This is a genomic window from Legionella pneumophila subsp. pneumophila str. Philadelphia 1, from assembly GCF_000008485.1.
In the GTDB taxonomy this organism is placed as follows: Bacteria; Pseudomonadota; Gammaproteobacteria; order Legionellales; family Legionellaceae; genus Legionella; species Legionella pneumophila.
Genome location: NC_002942.5, coordinates 16,940 through 35,043, shown reverse-complemented (window position 1 = coordinate 35,043; position 18,104 = coordinate 16,940). Strand labels below are relative to the sequence as shown.

The following is an 18,104-nucleotide window of genomic DNA, read 5'->3' as shown; positions in this document are numbered from 1 at the left end:
TTTAGACCTACACCTATCATTTCTGTATAATAAAGCTTAGGATCTTATTGTGTAATAATCAAAATAGATGTATAAAATTTACCCCATCAATAGCTCCATCTTAACTCGCAGCCACCGATATTAAATTGCCTTATAAAATTTAATTGATTAATGACTTCAAACTACACACTAATCAAGTTAACATAGAGACCTTACACTTTATTTTTAAAGTATCCATGCGAACATCAAGCTTCCTCGATAGATTAATAGGTGAAGTCGATAGTGCGCTTCGAACCCTCGTTTTGCCACAAAAACGTATTACAACGCGCCAATCTCCCGCTGAAAATCTGGCTGATACTGTGCTTTCCGCTCAGGAAAAAAAACATATTTCAGGATTAATGAGAGTAAATCATGCCGGAGAAGTATGTGCTCAAGCGCTTTATCAAGGACAAGCTTTAACAGCACGACTTACTCACATCAAAGAGCAAATGGCTAGTGCCGCGGCTGAAGAAGTTGATCATTTGGCCTGGTGCGAAGAACGTTTGTATGAATTAGGCAGCAAACCCAGCCTTTTAAATCCCATCTGGTATTGTGGTTCGGTTCTATTAGGCGCCCTGGCTGGATTGGCTGGCGATAAAGTCAGCTTGGGATTTGTTGCTGAAACAGAGCGCCAGGTAACCGCTCATTTACAAAGGCATCTGCATTATCTCCCGGAAAAGGATAAAAAAACTATAGCCATATTAAAAAGAATGCAAGAAGATGAGGAACATCATGCGCATACAGCGATGGAAGCTGGAGCAGTTGAACTTCCCTATATTATTAAGCAATTGATGAATGCTGTATCAAAATTAATGACTCAGAGCAGTTATTATATTTAACAGGATATGATTACATATGGACTACAATACGATATTCATTCTATTCGTCATATTTATTGCGTTCGTATTTGATTTTATCAACGGATTTCATGATGCCGCCAATTCGATTGCAACCATAGTCACTACAGGTGTTTTGACGCCAAGACAAGCTGTACTATGGGCTGCTTTTTTTAACTTCATTGCTTTTCTGATTTTCAATTTAACCGTAGCCCAAACAATAGGCTACGGACTAATCGATACGGATCTGGTGGATACTTATTTTATTTTAGCAGCCCTGATGGGAGCGATATTCTGGAATTTGGTGACTTGGTATTATGGACTGCCATCAAGCTCCTCTCATGCCTTAATTGGCGGATTAGCTGGTGCGGCAATAGCCAAGGGAGGCCTGTCTTCACTCAAGATTACAGGTTTTGCCAAAGTAGCGGCAGGGATATTTATATCTCCCGTTCTGGGATTATTGATTGGCTTATTATTTACTCATATTTTCTCTTTGTTTCTCAGACATAAGAACGAAGAGGAACTGAATACATTATTTAAAAGTTTTCAACTGATATCTTCAGCATTATTGAGTATCACGCATGGAGGAAATGACGCACAGAAAACGATGGGTATCATCGCGGTATTACTTTTTTCCGCATCTTGGCTTGATGGTGTATTTTATGTGCCATTTTGGGTCGTCATTTCATGTCATGGGGTAATTAGTCTGGGGACTTTGGCTGGTGGCTGGAGGATTGTGCATACCATGGGAACTAAAATTACCAAACTTAACACCCTGAAGGGTTGTGCTGCTGAAACAGGAGCAGCCATTACCATTTTCGCTGCAACAGAATTTGGAGTACCTGTCTCAACCACCCATACGGTCACTGGCTCCATTGCGGGAGTTGGGCTAATCAGTGGCATAGGTGGCGCCCACTGGAAAGTTTTACGCAGGATATTCTACTCCTGGTTGTTGACCATTCCAGCAGCAGCCTTAGTTGCTGCTGCTATTGTAAACATCGCACCAACAGCTTAGAGTCCAATCTCACTCGGCGGCACAATCCCCCTCAACACTCAAAGCACTATTTCCCCTGCTAAATGCAAAATAGACAGCCATACCTACCGCCATCCAAATTATAAAACGCAATATCGTTACCCATGGCAAATTTAAAATTAAATAAAAACAGCTTATTATGCCTAGTATAGGAACATAAGGCATAAATGGAGTTTTAAATGGTCTTTCCATATCAGGATGAGTTCGCCTTAAATATAAAACACCTCCACAAACAACAATAAAGGCAAACAAGGTGCCAATATTAACTAGCTCCGCTAGAGTACCAATAGGAGTTACTGAGGCGAGAGATGCCATTAATATGCCACATAGCAATATAATTCGAATTGGTGTTTTAGTGTGTTCGTTCGTTTTTGATAAGAACCTTGGCAATAAGCCATCCCTTGACATTGCTAAAAATACTCTGGTTAATCCATAGAACAGAACTAACATAACTGTGGTTAAACCAGCAATTGCGCCTACACCGACCAGTCCGGCTGCTGTTTTATAACCCAAGACAAGCAGGACATGACTGATTGGTGATGAAACGTTAAGGGTAGTGTAATGAGCAATCCCTGTTAATAAACCTGAAACCAGAATATAGATCACTGTACAAATAGCCAGAGAAGCGATTATCCCTATGGGTAAGTCTCGTTGAGGATTAATTGCTTCTTCAGCAGCAGTAGAAACAGCATCAAACCCCACGTAGGCAAAAAAGATGATTGAAGCACCTTTCATAACACCAGCCCAACCATAGGGCATGAAAGAAGACCAATTTTCAACCTTCACTTCACCAAATGCGATAGCTATGAAAATAAAAATAACCAAAAGCTTAACAAGCACCATGATATTATTAAATCGAGAACTGGATTTCACACCAACAATTAATAATGTAGTTAAAACAGCTATGATCAAAATGGCTAAAATATTGAGATCCCCACCGTCAGCGGGACCATGTAATAAATGAGTTGGAATAAATATTTTCAGAGCCATTAAAAAATCATTGGCATAACCACTCCAGCCGATGGAAACAGCCGATACAGCAATAGAATATTCCAATAACAAATCCCATCCGACGATCCACGCGATTAACTCACCAAAACCTGCGTAAGCATATCCATAAGCACTGCCACAACCCCCTATGCTGGCAGCCAGTTCAGCATAGGATAAGGCGGCAAAGGCGCAGGCAAATCCGGCAACAACATAGGAGAATATCACGGCTGGTCCGCTTATAGTGGCAGCTACTATTCCTGTAAGAACGAAAATACCAGCACCTATAATCGCGCCCACTCCCAAAAAGGTAAGGTCAAAAACACTAAGGCATTTAGCTAAATGTGATTCATTGTCTAGCGACCCTTTTATATCTTTTTTACGAAACAAGTCCATGATAGTATGCTCTCAGGTTTATTTTTTATTGTTTATTTCCAAAATTTAAGTTATCAATAAACATAAACTCCGGTTATCTTCCATCTAACAAAACCTTACACAATTAAACTCTACCATTAAATTATAGCTAGGAGAAACCCTGCAAAGGTTAAAAATTGAATGAAAAGATTAATTTCCTGCTTAACCATTATTTGCGCTTTAAATGCGTCCGCTGCAGCGGAAACGACATCCAATCCTTGTTCTCGCTGGATAAGTTTCCTCAAGCCCGTCTGTCAACGCATCCACCAAACATGGACAGAAGGCCATGATGATATGTATTTTTCAGGCTATGCCTGGCATAACCGCTATGTTTACAGTAATGAAAAAATTAAGTCCTACAATGAAACCGCATGGGGTGGTGGATTAGGTAAAAGTCTTTTTGATGAAAAGGGAAACTGGCATGGGCTTTACGCGATTGCCTTCCTGGATTCCCATCGCCATTTAGAGCCCGCCGTTGGTTACGCCTATCTCAAAACAGCTTCAGTTAATAAAGATTTAAAAGCAGGCCTTGGATACTCGGTATTAGTTACCTCTCGGGTTGATTATGATAATGTCCCCATCCCCGGAGCATTACCGTGGGCTGCTCTTTTTTATAAAAGAATAACGATCGCAGCAACCTATATACCTGGGTCCAGTCGTGAAGGACATGAGAACGGGAATGTATTGTATATGCTCGGAAAAATATCCTTATAAAGATGGATTAACTTTTGCTAGCTGCAAAAGGTCATGTGAAACAAACCCTGATTAGATCCCTTTAAAACGGTTGCAACTGAAAATTCAACTTGTTAGTCTTTTGAAGATTTTTAACTGCTAAGTAACAAGGAGAAGTAACATGATGTTGAAAACCCAGTTGACTGCTTTTATCGGTGCTGTAATCTTGGCTGGCTCTTCTTTAGCAAATCCAATAAAACCTGAGGTATGCCCCAGTGTACCCTCTATTCAATCGGAAGGAATGTCCATGTCTTCTGAAATTTTAGAGGGCATGTACATCACCTATAATTTAAGTCATTACAATACCAGTTCAAGCTGGGTGTTTATTGTAGGGCCAATCGCAGCTGAAAACGATGATATGGCATTGGCAGAAAGCAATAAATTACTTTCAACCATGTCAGGGTCTCCCCATCCGGAAGATGATGGAGAAGGCAATTGGATATGTCAGTATACAACCAAATCCAAAGACATTATTGCATTTGCCATAGAGGCAGATGATATGCTTTCTCCATTGAAAATGATGAGATATCTCAGAACAATCCGCTGATAAGTGGATAACACCTGCACGGACACGGAAGCATGATTTGCTTCCGTGATTTAACGAATAGTTAAGAACTCCTCCTCTCTTTTTGGTACTTCTTTATTTTATGTGCTATGTTTTCTTCATGACCCTAACTTCAGGATGAAAAGAAAATGAAATCGTTTATTGAGCAAGCTCAATTCTATGCAACCTACCACCAAAACCAGGCGACACGTTATACACATATGGCAGGAGTCCCGTTAATCATGCTTTCTATCATGATTTTTCTGGGATTTGTTAAAATAGTTATTCCAGGTGTTTATGCAACTGATCTTGCTTGTTTGGCTACGCTTGCCACTCTCATTTATTACTTCCTATTAAACTGGCAACTTGCCTTGGCATTAACTCCCATTTTGATCTTTTTGTTATGGCTGGCCAGTTGGTTTAACTATGATGGCCCAACGAAATTCGGACTTTGGGTATTTATTATTACTTTTGTTGTAGGCTGGGGATTGCAATTTTACGGTCATTTTATTGAAGGAAAAAAACCTGCTTTTATGGTTAATTTTACCCAAGCCCTTATTGCGCCTTTGTATTTAACAGCGGAATTGTTCTTTATGGCAGGACTAATGAATTCCCTGAGAGAACAAATTTACGGGAACGAAGAAGTAAATACTGAAGAAATAAGCAAAACCAAAACAAAATCCAAATCTTAAAGAGAGTCGAGCTTCACGCTTATGAAAGGGAAGCTCGGCAAGAGATCTAATAATAAATAACTGAATTATTCAGTTATCCGCAAAATGCGGCATTACAATTTTAAAACAATGGTGAATTTTGCTATTTCGTTTAAAATCCTGATCGATGGTCTGCGGAGTAATGTCTTGTACTGCATATTTCTCTTTTAACATTGGCTCTAACTTAAATTGGCGCAGATTAGTTGAGAAATATAAAACACCATCAGGATTTAACAACCGCATTGCCATGTTAATCAAAGAGACATGATCTCTTTGAATGTCTAAAATATCGCTCATACGCTTTGAGTTTGAAAAGCTGGGGGGATCTAAAAAAATAACATCAAATTTATCCCTGGTAGTTTTCATCCATTCCTTACAATCGTATTGCAAAAATTGATGCTTGGATAAATTAATATCATTTAATCTAAAATTATCTTCCGCCCAAAGCAAATACGTTTTGGATAAATCAACATTCGTGGTTAATGCACCGGCCAAGGCAGCATGGACGCTTGCACTGGCGGTATAACAAAAACAGTTCAAAAATCGAGTTCCCGGCTCTAATTGAGCAAATTTCAAGCGCATAAGTCTATGATCCAGAAATAGTCCTGTGTCAAGATAATCATACAAATTCACTATCAATTTTGCCTTACCTTCTGTCACTATCAATCTTTGGCTGGTTTTGCCTATTTTTTGATATTGTTCTGAGCCCTTTTGCTGCTTTCTTTGTTTAACTATTAATTTTTCAGGGTGAATACCTAAGGCCCGTGGAACGACTTGCAGCATCTCAAGGCTGCGTTTTTCTGCCTTGTGTACTGGAATGCTGGCTGGTGGCGCATATTCTTGCAGTACAGCATAGTCATTATATATGTCTATGGCATAGGCATATTCGGGTAAATCCGCATCGTAAATTCGATAACAGGTGATTTGATTTTTTCTTGCCCATTTCTGTAAATGATTCCTGTTTTTTTCCAATCGGTTAAATAGCATTTGTGCATTATCAGAAAGCGGGGCATTCGGGGTATTTTTTAGTTTATTTGCCGCAGAAAGAGTCAAACAATAGAGTTTGCACTCTAATGGGCCATTATATAAAGTATATTGCTTATCAGCTCGTAATCCTAATGCTTTAGCCAAAACTGGACTGGAAGTTAAAATAGCCGCTTGCCAACCTTGATAACAAGTATGTAATGTAGTACCCAATTCTTGATATAAAGGAACAAGTTGAGTTACCTCCCCCAATCGCTCACCGTAAGGTGGATTACAAACAACTAATCCTCTTTTTGTCCCTGGTCTACAAGCATTTAGCGATAATGTATTAAATTCAACCAAAGGTAATACGCCTGCTCTCTCAGCATTGGAACGCGCAAGAGTAATTATTTTGCTGTCAGCGTCAGTACCAATCAGCTTAACTGCCAGCGGCTTCACTTGCTGTAATGCCTGAGTTCGCAATTTTTCCCACAAAGAACTCTGATGCCGAGCCCAATATTGTAAGGATTGATCTTGTCGTAATAAACCTGGAGCAATATGAGCTGCCATCATGGCTGCTTCTATAACTAATGTTCCAGAGCCACAAAACGGATCATGTAAGCTATATCCCTGTGCGGCTAGCTCTGGCCATTTGGCCCTTAATAACATGGCTGCTGCAACGTTCTCCTTTAAAGGAGCCTTGCCTGCTTTTTTACGATATCCTCTTTGATGCAGGCTATATCCAACCAAATCAAAACTCACCGTTAAAATATCATTTTTCAAATGAGCGTGAATTAAAATTTGCGGTTTTTCTTTGTCGACAGAAGGCCTTGAACCATTCAAGCGACGAAAATGATCCACTATTCCATCTTTGACTATCTGAGCGCCAAACATGGTATTACGAATTTGCTCAGAGGCACCATGAAATTCAATAGCTATGGTTTTATCATGGGTAAAAACAGTTTGCCAATGAAAATCGGTACATAACTGATGTACTGCTTGCTCTTTTGTGGCATGGCCACTAAATAAAATAAGCTGTATTCTGTTAGCAAGTCTTGACCATAAACATAAATTATAAATTACAGGCAGGCTAGCCTCACCATAGACACCTTGAGGACTCACCTGAGTCACATGAAGCCCCAATCCCTTGAGTTCGTCTTCCAGCAAATACTCCAAACCTTTTGAACAACTAATGAATAGAGAGTAATTCATTTTATTAAAGACCTTAAATAGCGAAACAGTGCTTTAGCAGCACCCGTATTTTTCTCTTTCATCTGATCATCTAATGCCTTTTTAATCAGTTGCCTTAATTGTTGCACGTCCTCAGGTTGATAAGCATCGATAAACTCTGTCAAAGCGTCTTTTCCATCTTGTAATAACCTGTCGCGCCACAGCTCTATCTCATGAAAAGAGGCCGTAACTGAACTCTCTTCTTCAAGGATTTTCTCATAGGCAGCAAGAATGGCTTCAAAATCGGCTGCACGCATTAACTTGCCTATTAATTGCGCCTGTCGTCTTTTAGCCCCATGGCTTTTGATTGACCTGGCGTCAACAATTGCTTGACGTAAATTATCGGGAAGGGGCAAAGAATCCAGTTTGGATGCGCTTAAATCAATAAATTTAATGCCTATATCTTGTAAATAATGAGCATCTCTTTTTTTCTGTGATTTACTGATTTGTTCATCCATAGGGCGATATATTTATTAAAATAACGTTAATTATACTATATAAGTACCTATCCAGATAGGATAGGCTCTAATCAATTTTGAATAAAAACAAGCAAATACCAACATCAACCTGCATCATCCTATTAGTTAGCCATAGCTTTAAAAGCCCTGTTCCCGAAAAAACAATGAAGAAAAATTATAAACTGAGAGACTCAGTCCGCTGCCGCAAGTTTAACAGATGATTGGACGTATTGTTTGACAGGTCTTGATCGTAAATAAGTATGACCAATTGCTAAAAAATTATAGATAAGGATAAATAAAAGTAAAAAATGCAGCCAGGTTATTGTTAATTTTGTAAAAATTGGAATGGTGATCATAACACCCAGACATCCTGAAAAGCTTAAAATCAAAGTCTTTTTTAACGGGATTTTATTTTTTTGTAAAAAAACTAATGTGGTCAGCGGCTGTTGCATGGCTCCTGCAGTTGTCATGATAGGAAAAGCGACAACTGGTGAAACATTCATTAAAAATAAAACACCTTGCACCATGACAAAAAGCCCTACTCCGACAGAGGTAAGAGAGCCACAAACTACCATAGCAAAAAAGCCAATAACCAGCTTCCAGGAATGCAATTCTGTCAAATCACCACCTACTGGCAATAGACGCAATTGATGAGCTATTAAAAGAACAATGATTAGGGCAAATGAACAAATCATTGCCAGTCTAATGGCTTGCTTGCTTAACTGGCTAACTACAAAACCACCTACTAACCCACCAATACAGGTTCCGGTAACTAAAGTAAGTAGCGTAGTTAAATCAACATCTACCATGTATATGAAAAATAAAGATTCGATAGCGCCAGGGAGGACTTGAGCGCCATTATTTACAGCAGGTAATTCATCATCACGAAAAGTGCCTAATAATTTTGCCAAGGCTACATTAACGGCGAAACTGCCGACCCCCACTGTATCTGCAATAAAAGCAATAACTCCGCTACACATTAATTTAACATATTGGGAGAAGGATAGAGGCAAGGAAGGCTGCTGAATAAATTTTAAAACCATTACGGCCAGGCAGAAAAAACTCAATATTAGTATGCAAAGCGTGATTAAAAAAAATGCCATTCTGTTCCTAATACGAAAGTAATATATAATCCCAATGATTTTAAAATCAAAGCTTATTAAGGTTTCTATTCCAAAGAAATCTAAAAGAAAGATCCTGTTTGATTATATACTAATTTCTATGCCCAGCAAACAACACTGCGAGCAAAAATGGCTCGCGATGAACCACAAGAGATCACCGCAGTTTGTTGGAGCAAAAACTTGCCGGGAGCTGCTTTTGCTCCCCTAAATAACACACCCGGCTGTATCAATACCTACTTGACCAAAAGCGGACTTAACCTTATTGATATCGGTATTTAAATCCCTGGCAGCATAAATGACTCCGCAAGCTCCATTTTTAAAGTCTGTCGTAGGAGTCCAATATTTTGTGTTAGCAACAACCATGATGTGATAAGCGTTTTTAATACCCATATCCTTAGACATTAGGTAAAAAGCCTTATTGAACACACCGCTGGCTGTATGAACTATGAAGCTCTGGCGTTCTTGAGGAAGTGCGATATGTGTATTGGCATAGGCTACTACCTCATCATAACTGATAGCACAATAGCTGCCATTGTTTTGCGCAATACCTTTGTCTAAACAATCTGCAGAGCTTCCATCAGAGGATGGGTAATCCATGAATCGCAAAGCTTTGCCATAAGAATCACGAACTATTGTTTCACCAATACCCCATGTGACTTCATTGGGCTGTAAGTAAGCTTTGTTATACAACTGAGGATTTTTTTCCAAAAGATAAGCTCTTGACGCTTGTCCTGCCATATCAGATAGGGATTCATTAAGTGCACCTGATTGATCATGGTACTCAAGACCAGAATGCTGCTCTGTAAAACCATGAGTCACTTCATGACCGGCTACATCTAAAGAAACCAATGGGTAAAAATCCAACCCATCTCCAAATGACATGGCTTGTCCATCCCAAAAAGCATTATCATAGTTTTGCCCAAAATGAACTCGCATAACCAATTGCATTGGAGCACCATTAGAATGTTGTAAGGCATTAAGTCCATACCAGTCTTTGTACATACCAACAATAACATGTCCGAAATAATACGCATCATTGCCAGGAGAAAATCCTCCATTAATATTCTCTTCTATATTATTGTTACAAACGTATTCAAAAGGAGTATTTATCGTGTTTTCCCAATCCCATTGAGAATGGAGATTAACCAACTTGACTTTTGAGTTTTCCATGACGCATTGGCTGCCATTTTGAGTCACATCCAAAGCAGGTAATCCATCTTTACCATACCAATATTCCTGAACTTTCTCATTACCTCCAGGCCCTGTATCCAAATAATTTTTGATATTGTTCCATTGCTTAATCAAAGCTCCTGTTTGAGCATCAATAACAAAAAAAGGCCAGTCTGGCTTACCATCCTGCTGCACGCTTTTAAATGAAACCAAATAAACCAGCTTTAATTGGTTATTATGGTCTGGCCGAATCTGTAATTCAGCTGTTTCCTGTTGTATGTTAGATTGGGAGCTAAATTGAAAATAGGATTTTTTTGCATATTCCTTCGCTTGTTGCGCACTAATAGCCGGTTTCGTATTAAGTTCTATATTTTCCAATAAATGCCCGTTCACCTCTGCATTATCATTGGACTGCACTCCAGAATCTGTTCCTTTAGTAATCATCACTTGGGCGCCAATAACAGGTATTCCTTTATACAGTTGTTGATAACGAACTATCATTTGATTGTCTTCTTTTGTTTGATTTAATTTTTGCAATGAATTATCAATAACAGCAGAAGAACTCTTTAAAATAATCGCATTCTTTGGTGTTTGTAGTATAGGGTATTTATTGATGCTATTGAGAGGGGCTTGATACAAATCTACATTGTCAGCAGCAAAAATACTTGAAGCAGATATCGACAAAATAAAAAACATTGTTTTTTTTAACATACACAACTCTCACAGGATACACAATGGCGCAAATAATGTCACAAAATTAAACATTATGCAATATTTATTTGCATATCCTGCCTTGATATATGCCCATTTATGCTCACTATGCACTAAAAACAACCACAAAAGACTGAATCAGGGAGGCACTGTAGAAGAAGATAAGCTGGGTACTATGAAAAATGAAATACGCCCCTATTCGTAATTAATAATTTATAACAGAGTTCTGTTTGCTCAGACAGAAGACTTTATTTCAGACTCTAAATTGGCGCGATAACCTCCAGCCAGTTCTTGATATAAACGTACAATGCTTAGTAGTTCTTGTAATTTATCCTGATTTAAACTGATGTTGATTTTATCGAGCGAAATTTTGCTATTTAAGGTTTCTATATAACTTTGAATACCTGTCTGATATAACCTGTCGTTCAAATTATACGCTTTTGCCAAATGTTTTTGAGCCGACGCAGTTTGTTTGAGCTTATTGGTTAAACGCTCATTTTCTGATAAGGCATTGGTCGTATCTCTTAATGCTTTTTGTAAAGTATCAATATAATTATAATAAGAAACCTTATTTACGCCTTTAGCCTTAGCTACTGCACCTAAAACAGGCATATCAATAATGGGGGCTTTCAACAATTGATCATTAAATTTCACCGTTTTTTTCGGTAATGCGTAGCGGCTATCTCCAGCTGCCAAACCACCAATATAATCTAATTGTATAGTAGGCAAAAGATTACTTTCTGCAACACCAATTCCTTCATGTGAAGCACGCAAACGATTTTCAGCTACTTGCATATCAGGCCGATTTTCAAGAACTGTTAACGGTAAAGAACCGGGTATTAATTTACGATTTTTAAGTTGTAATAATTTTTTAACTGTTTTTATTTCCCCTGGATTTTGGTTTAGTAAATACCGGAGAGCATTGCGACTTATAACGATATTACGCTCTGTTACCTCGAGTTCGCCTTGTATCAAATTGACCTGGCTATACAACTCTTCCTGCTCAATTTCAGAACTTAATCCTCCTTGGTAAACTTTACTGGCAACCTTTGCCAACTGAGTTAGATCATTGGCTAATGTCTGTAAAAATTCTTTGCGTTCTATTTCTGCAAGATAGGTGAAATAACTTGCCGCTATTTGAGAAATAATTGTTAGTTTGAGAGCATCATCTTCTGCTTTTACTTGTGCAAGAGTATATTTTGCTCTTTTTTGCTCTCTTATTTGATTGATTATGTTTATTGTATAGTTAGGAATAAAAACAATCAGAACGCCAGGAAAACCCGTTGCCGGATTTCTTGAATAACCAGTCATAAGATCGAGGGTAGGCACCCACTGATAACGAATTTTTTTAAGCTCACCCTCTGCCGCTTCAATGCTCCCTCTTGACATGCCAAGGCTTGTATTGGAAATCAACCCTCTTTCAATCAACTGGTTGAGAGTGGGGTCTTTAAAATCACGCCACCAGGCTATGTAAGGAATATTCTTGCTATCGATATTTTTAACATTCTTGTCTTTTACCGACCATTTATTAATTACTTCAACATGGGGTCTGTGATAAGGCTCACTATAGCATCCGACTAAAAAGACTGATAATAAAATGATTTTAACCGGACGTAGCATGCTTTACTCCCTCACTAAGATCAATTGTTTGCTCCCCTGCAACAAAATCTTTTAAGCGCACCAAATCTTTTTGAACCTGTTGAAATAGTTGATAATAATCAAACGTATGATAATGTTTCGTATAATAAGCCATATATAAGGCTTTCAAGCCAATGAAAATACGATTAGCCAATTCCACAAACTGATTAAATTCATCCCCTACAGCATGTTCTGAACTGATTAAAAACTGGGAGTTTGTTATGAGCTTATTGACCTCAAACAAACTGTCAGTCAATTTGATACAAGCCTGGAACCATTCTGTTTTCTTTATTTTACCCTGATTTAGCAAACGAACCAGCCTGTAAAGATCATCAATCACTTCAGCCTGAGTACTTTTGATAAATCGCTGCATCAGTCCGTAATGCCTAAACCAAAAGTATTCAAAGCCTAGAATAATAGTAAAGGCGATCAACGTGCAAAGAGTATAATCGATAATAAAATAGGTGACTGGGAGCGTATCTTCCGTACTAAAGTAACCAGAACCAAGTACTGACACATTGACCGTAAATACAGTGGGAACACTGTATGCTCTTCCTACCAGGAAAAACGCGAAAAAAACCATTAAAGGCATAATCAGAATTAACGTTCGATAATCCAGATGACCTACAAACCATAATAGATATCCGGTGAATAAGCCTAAAAGCACTCCTAAAAACCGATGATAAGTCCTGAATATGGTTGTTCCATTATCAAAACCGGCATAAATCATCATGACAGCAAAGCCCGTCCACCCGGCCCGCGGATAACGCAACCATTCCTGGACAAAAATAGTAAACGCAAAGACCGTACTGATCTGAATAGAGCGCAGCTCAACATAAGAAAATGCCTGTACTCCTAACCATCGGCGCATAAGTAATTCCAGCTTAAAATTAATTGATACAAAATTTCCAACTCATGCGTTTCTTTAAATGCAGGCAGCTCCTGGTCTGAGAGTATCAGTGGTTGCCTCGCTTTACAGGATTGACAAAGACGTTCAAGATAATGATGTAAAACAATAACGTATTCCTTACGCAGTTGCTTTTGAAAAGACAGCAAGTAAGACATGGTCAAGATTAACTCAAAAGATAAAATGGTTATCTTTAATATACTGTAGCACTTAATATTTCTTGGCAGCATTTTGGAATAACGCTCCATCACAATAATGCCCGAAAAAATGGCGATAGTTTTGACTTCTCCCTTACAAATTTTTGCAGATAGAGATTCCAGGCCGGTAATGACTTCGAGAAAGGCACGCTCCCAAATATCAAAATAATACTTTTTGGGAAAAATAAATAATCCAGCGAAGATTACCGCCATGGCTGCCAAGGTATATAAAGCATTATTAATAGCAATATAAAAATTGCTATCTGCCTCCACACCATAAATCAGGGAATAGGACGCCAAACTTAGCATCAATGGAACAATAACAAGCATTTTTTTAAAATGGTGAAGCACGAGGAAATAAAGAGCCAAGGTATAGAAAAAAACGAAAAAAATAAAAAGCACGTTGTATACAGAAATTATGCCGAATAAGAATATAGAGAGTATGCTTCCTAAAAGGGTATAGAGTAAAAGCATGTACTTCTCTTTTAGGGTTGTTCCCGCCGCCTCCACAGTAAAACATGTGATTGGGGCATAAAAATAATAGAAATACGGATTGTCAATGGAAGAAAAAAAGTAAAATATAATCATCAGTTCCAAAACAAATACTGCTTTTAGTCCATTAATACGATGTTCTTTATACCTATCGTAGGATGCGAGCTTATCTTTTAGTTGAGATATAAACATAAGCACTGGCGCCAGGATTTAAAGGATAGTCAGGATCGGGATCCAATATCTTGATTTGTAATGGAAATCGCTGAGGAAGCAACAGCCATTCATTTTGATTTGTAACAACCTGAATTTGACTCTTTGGAGCAGTGCTTTGTCGTTCAGCAGCCCATAACGAGTTGACAACAACCCCATGAAATATTTTGTCAAAATAATACATGCGTAAAATGATATACGCTTTATCACCTTGACGTACATTGCGTAAGTCCGTTTCATTAAAATTAGCCTGGATATAATAATTTGCAGTATCTATAAAAGAAAACACCGGTTTATGGATCTCGATAGGGGTATTTGGAGAAACATACATATTATCTATCACTCCATCACCAGGAGCTCTGACAATGGTTAAATCAAGATTAACCTTGGCATTATCCATTTTTGCCTTAAGGCTGGCGACAGTATGTCTTTGTTGTTCAATCTTGGCTTGCAAAACCGCCACTTCCTGTTGCAGAGCATTTCTTTTATTACTTAAAGTAGAAACATCATAACCAAGATTTTTTAATTCAAGAACAGATACTGCTTCGGCCACGTTCTTATTTTTTTTAAGACCAAGAGCAAATTGAGCTTTTTCAAGCTCAGCGTCCGTTGCTTTAATCAAAGCAACCGTTCTTTCAATCTGCTTTTGAAACACGTCTATTTTTTTTAATCCTTCCTTGTAATCAGCCATTGCTTGCTGATAAGCCAACTCATAAGGAACCCTGTAAACGCTAAATATAGGATCGTTCTTCTTTACTTTTTGGCCATTCTTTACATAGATTTCTGTAATAAAACCAGATACATCAGCAGCTACAGGGGTAACATTAGTAACAACAAACGCATTGTCAGTGAAAGGGATCAAATAGGAAAATAAATGAAAAAGGCCAATAATAAGAGCCAAGCCAACGACAATAATGGGAAGATTGATGTAATTTTTGGCCTTTTTAAAAAACATAGGGATAGAATAACTAAAGAAAAACCGGATATGTTTAGTTACTATTTTATACCATGTGGCAAACTTCTCTTTCACAATGCAGCGCCTCTTTGATGGTGACTCTATAATACAACATCAGTTTATCTCTCAAAGAGAGAAACCCCATGACAAGGCCCTCCCTTTTTCGGCATTAAAACTAAAATACCTCTTTTTTCCGTTTTCGAAACAATCGAGAAAGATTGTTGGGTGACTCATATAATCGGCTTTTTCCATCCTCAGGTAAATAACCCCATTGAGATTCTTCTGCCAGCACAGCCTTGGCATCTGAATACCCAGCTTCCATTCGCTTCTTAATGACAACTCGGCCAAAGTTGTAATCCTTCGAAGCCGCTTTTACTATTCTTGAACTGTAAGCCAAATGAACCAAGGTACAATGATGGGGGCTTCCAATATCTAACAAATGAGCGCTCTCCTTCTTTTGTTCATCCGTTAAAATACGGCTTAATTCCATCATTGAGTTTCGCATTTTTTGTCTCTGCAAATAATTGTAAATAGTACGTTGAGCATGGGTTCCATATGAAATGTCTTTTCTTCTCTCTTCAATTTCACTCATGTTTTTGGGAATAAACGATCGCCCACCAAAACAATCAATTAGAAAACACAAGGTATTTTCTGCAGGAATGGCCTCCAGAATAACTTCTAATGGGGTGTTAGAGTGCACACCACCATCCCAATACAATTCTCCATCGATATTAACGGCAGGAAAGCCCGGAGGTAAAGCAGCACTTGCCATAATGTGCTCCACTTCTATACGATAATTGATATTATTAAAATAGATTAAATGGCCATTGCTGATTTGAACAGCACCGAGACTTAAACGAATGGGGCAGGAATTTAGCAATTCAAAATCAATAAGATCCAGCAATGTCTTGCGAAGAGGAGTCGTATCATAATAGCTCAGAGTCGTTGGATCACCCCATAAAGGAATTGTTCCGGTGCACCATTTTGGAAAAAAAAACTCAGGCTGGCCAAATAATAAAGCACAAGCGGCACTTAATTTATTATAAAAATCTAAAGTGATATCAGATTCACCTAAAAAATCGAAAAAATTACCCGGGGCAATTTCATCCCAAAATCTTTCGAGTTTTTCAACACGCTTTTCTGGAGGATTTCCTACAATAATCGCTGCTTGTATGGCACCAATAGAGGTTGCTGCAATCCAGTCCGGTTCATACCCGGCTTCAAGAAGCCCTTTAACCACACCAAATTGATAGGCTCCCAAAGAGCCACCGCCTTGCAGCACATAAGCCACACGGGGGAAACGTCCTTGATCCTTGAGGGGTAAGTTATCAAAGCGATTGGCATAAGGATTATTACCGTGCGGTTTAGGCTCCACTTCCAAACTCATAAAAACTCCTTTTTCACTTTAGTTGATCATCGCATCCTGGCTGAAATGTTGGGAATACTTGCTGCCGCTTAATAACACTGTTCAAAATCAGATTGATATATACATTGTTATTAAATAACGTGAGTTATGGATTACGATTATATAAGAAGCTGTCGATATCCAGGGTTCGTTCGGGCTGAGGAGATGCGTAAGCATCGTCTCGAAGCCTTGGCAAGAAACATTAAATTCCATACAAGGCTTTGAGACGGCATAAATGCCTCCTCAGCCCGAACGATTCAAGATAAAGTATCCATAACTCACGTTAAATAAGTTTCGCAGAAATCATAAGTGTTTAATCATTCACATTGTACTCATAATCCTTTGAGCAACCAAGATAATATATGAAGATCATTCCGAATAGTTTTAATTATCCGGCTAAAATCAACACAATAAGCAACTAAAAATGTCCTGTACGAAAATCATGTATTGCCTGCATAATTTCTTCTTGAGTATTCATTACAAAAGGACCATAGCGAACAATAGGTTCATGAAGTTTAGCCGCAGCTATCAGTAAACAATGATTTCTATTTTCTTTGTCTTTGCCTTCTATTTGTATTCTTTCACCGTTTGTCAGGCTGGCTAAAGTCCCTGCGGTAATTTGCTGTCCTCCTGTATTCACGGTACCTTCAATGACAAAAAGGACAGCTTGATAATCATCAGGAATCGTTTGTTGAATAGTTGCATTGGCAGGGAGAGTGATGTCTAGAAACAAAGGTCGGGTCGCAATTTCAACAATGGGTGAACTCAATCCTTGATCAATTCTTCCTGCTATTACTTTGATGGTTGCACCTGATTCCATGACTTCAATAGGTAGTTGATCCGATGATTTTTCCTGATAACGAGGTTCTCGCCATTTTTCTGCAGCAGGCAAATTTAACCACAACTGCAAACCATGCAACCGGTCCGTTGAAGACGAAGGCATTTCCGAATGAATAATCCCTTTTCCTGCAGTCATCCACTGCACACCACCTGCGTTTATTACTCCTTTGTTACCTTTATTGTCTTCATGGGTAATGCTTCCCTCCATCAGATAGGTAATTGTTTCAAATCCGCGATGCGGATGAGGCGGAAACCCGGCGAGATAATCCAATGGATCTGAACTGTCAAAATAGTCAAAAAGCAGTATAGGTTCAAAGTGATTGGTTTTATCAGCTCCTATATAGCGACGTAATTTAACTCCTCCACCATCTCGTATTAATGTTCCCTGGATTAACTGCTCTACTTCCATTGCTTTCATCTTAATTACCAATTAATTACTGTCTTATATTAAGATAGTTCAAAATAGTATGGTTTCCTAATTGATTTACTATTATTTAAACTATTGGCACGTTCAGTTATCAAGGATATGATGA

At 38.4% G+C, this 18,104-nt stretch carries 16 protein-coding genes; 5 read left to right on the top strand and 11 right to left on the bottom strand.

Annotated elements, in window-relative coordinates; translation table 11 throughout:
• Positions 1-215: 215 nt before the first annotated feature.
• Positions 216-857: a 2-polyprenyl-3-methyl-6-methoxy-1,4-benzoquinone monooxygenase gene (gene coq7 / locus LPG_RS00140; protein ID WP_011214319.1), complete on the top strand. Its 642-nt coding sequence runs from the start codon at positions 216-218 to the stop codon at positions 855-857.
• A 16-nt stretch (positions 858-873) separates the two neighbouring features.
• The gene (locus LPG_RS00135; protein WP_010945789.1) at positions 874-1,869 is read left to right on the top strand and encodes an inorganic phosphate transporter; all 996 of its coding nucleotides are present in this window, start codon (positions 874-876) and stop codon (positions 1,867-1,869) included.
• Positions 1,870-1,878: 9 nt separating this feature from the next.
• Here the strand turns inward: LPG_RS00135 and LPG_RS00130 are convergent, their stop codons facing one another.
• A complete protein-coding gene (locus LPG_RS00130) occupies positions 1,879-3,270 on the bottom strand; it encodes an amino acid permease (protein ID WP_010945788.1) in 1,392 nt (463 codons plus the stop codon).
• A 159-nt stretch (positions 3,271-3,429) separates the two neighbouring features.
• Here LPG_RS00130 and pagP point away from each other — a divergent pair, with 159 nt between their 5' ends.
• The 3 genes from pagP to LPG_RS00115 all read left to right on the top strand — a co-directional run bounded on the left by pagP (position 3,430) and on the right by LPG_RS00115 (position 5,256).
• Complete coding sequence (pagP, locus tag LPG_RS00125; protein WP_010945787.1) at positions 3,430-4,002, top strand: lipid IV(A) palmitoyltransferase PagP; 573 nt, start codon at positions 3,430-3,432, stop codon at positions 4,000-4,002.
• Between the two features lie 139 nt (positions 4,003-4,141).
• On the top strand, positions 4,142-4,567 hold the full coding sequence (locus LPG_RS00120) for a DUF4949 domain-containing protein (RefSeq protein WP_010945786.1): 426 nt from the start codon (positions 4,142-4,144) through the stop codon (positions 4,565-4,567).
• A gap of 146 nt (positions 4,568-4,713) precedes the next feature.
• Positions 4,714-5,256, top strand: coding sequence for a DUF962 domain-containing protein (locus tag LPG_RS00115; protein WP_010945785.1), 543 nt, complete (start codon positions 4,714-4,716; stop codon positions 5,254-5,256).
• Between the two features lie 69 nt (positions 5,257-5,325).
• On the opposite strand, the gene rlmKL is transcribed toward LPG_RS00115, so the two are convergent.
• The 10 genes from rlmKL to LPG_RS00065 form a co-directional block, all read right to left on the bottom strand.
• Positions 5,326-7,449, bottom strand: a complete 2,124-nt coding sequence (rlmKL, locus tag LPG_RS00110; RefSeq protein WP_010945784.1) for a bifunctional 23S rRNA (guanine(2069)-N(7))-methyltransferase RlmK/23S rRNA (guanine(2445)-N(2))-methyltransferase RlmL — start codon at positions 7,447-7,449, stop codon at positions 5,326-5,328.
• Positions 7,446-7,925: a ribosome biogenesis factor YjgA gene (gene yjgA, locus LPG_RS00105; protein ID WP_010945783.1), complete on the bottom strand. Its 480-nt coding sequence runs from the start codon at positions 7,923-7,925 to the stop codon at positions 7,446-7,448. Before yjgA ends, rlmKL begins: the two co-directional genes overlap by 4 nt.
• Positions 7,926-8,116: 191 nt before the next feature.
• Entirely contained in the window at positions 8,117-9,028 is a 912-nt protein-coding gene (locus tag LPG_RS00100) for a hypothetical protein (protein ID WP_010945782.1), read from the bottom strand.
• Positions 9,029-9,250: 222 nt separating this feature from the next.
• Complete coding sequence (locus LPG_RS00095) at positions 9,251-10,927, bottom strand: M4 family metallopeptidase (RefSeq protein WP_016356694.1); 1,677 nt, start codon at positions 10,925-10,927, stop codon at positions 9,251-9,253.
• Positions 10,928-11,161: 234 nt separating this feature from the next.
• Positions 11,162-12,547 (bottom strand): TolC family protein, encoded by a 1,386-nt coding sequence (locus LPG_RS00090; RefSeq protein ID WP_010945780.1) that lies wholly within the window; start codon positions 12,545-12,547, stop codon positions 11,162-11,164.
• Positions 12,531-13,436, bottom strand: a complete 906-nt coding sequence (locus LPG_RS00085; protein ID WP_016356693.1) for an FUSC family protein — start codon at positions 13,434-13,436, stop codon at positions 12,531-12,533. The genes LPG_RS00090 and LPG_RS00085 overlap by 17 nt, the downstream gene beginning before the upstream one ends.
• Entirely contained in the window at positions 13,421-14,353 is a 933-nt protein-coding gene (locus LPG_RS00080) for a hypothetical protein (RefSeq protein WP_014840688.1), read from the bottom strand. Before LPG_RS00080 ends, LPG_RS00085 begins: the two co-directional genes overlap by 16 nt.
• The gene (locus LPG_RS00075; protein ID WP_010945777.1) at positions 14,328-15,401 is read right to left on the bottom strand and encodes an HlyD family secretion protein; all 1,074 of its coding nucleotides are present in this window, start codon (positions 15,399-15,401) and stop codon (positions 14,328-14,330) included. Before LPG_RS00075 ends, LPG_RS00080 begins: the two co-directional genes overlap by 26 nt.
• Positions 15,402-15,501: 100 nt before the next feature.
• A complete protein-coding gene (locus tag LPG_RS00070) occupies positions 15,502-16,713 on the bottom strand; it encodes a patatin-like phospholipase family protein (RefSeq protein ID WP_010945776.1) in 1,212 nt (403 codons plus the stop codon).
• Positions 16,714-17,149: 436 nt separating this feature from the next.
• The gene (locus LPG_RS00065; RefSeq protein WP_015444977.1) at positions 17,150-17,989 is read right to left on the bottom strand and encodes a pirin family protein; all 840 of its coding nucleotides are present in this window, start codon (positions 17,987-17,989) and stop codon (positions 17,150-17,152) included.
• Positions 17,990-18,104 lie beyond the last annotated feature (115 nt).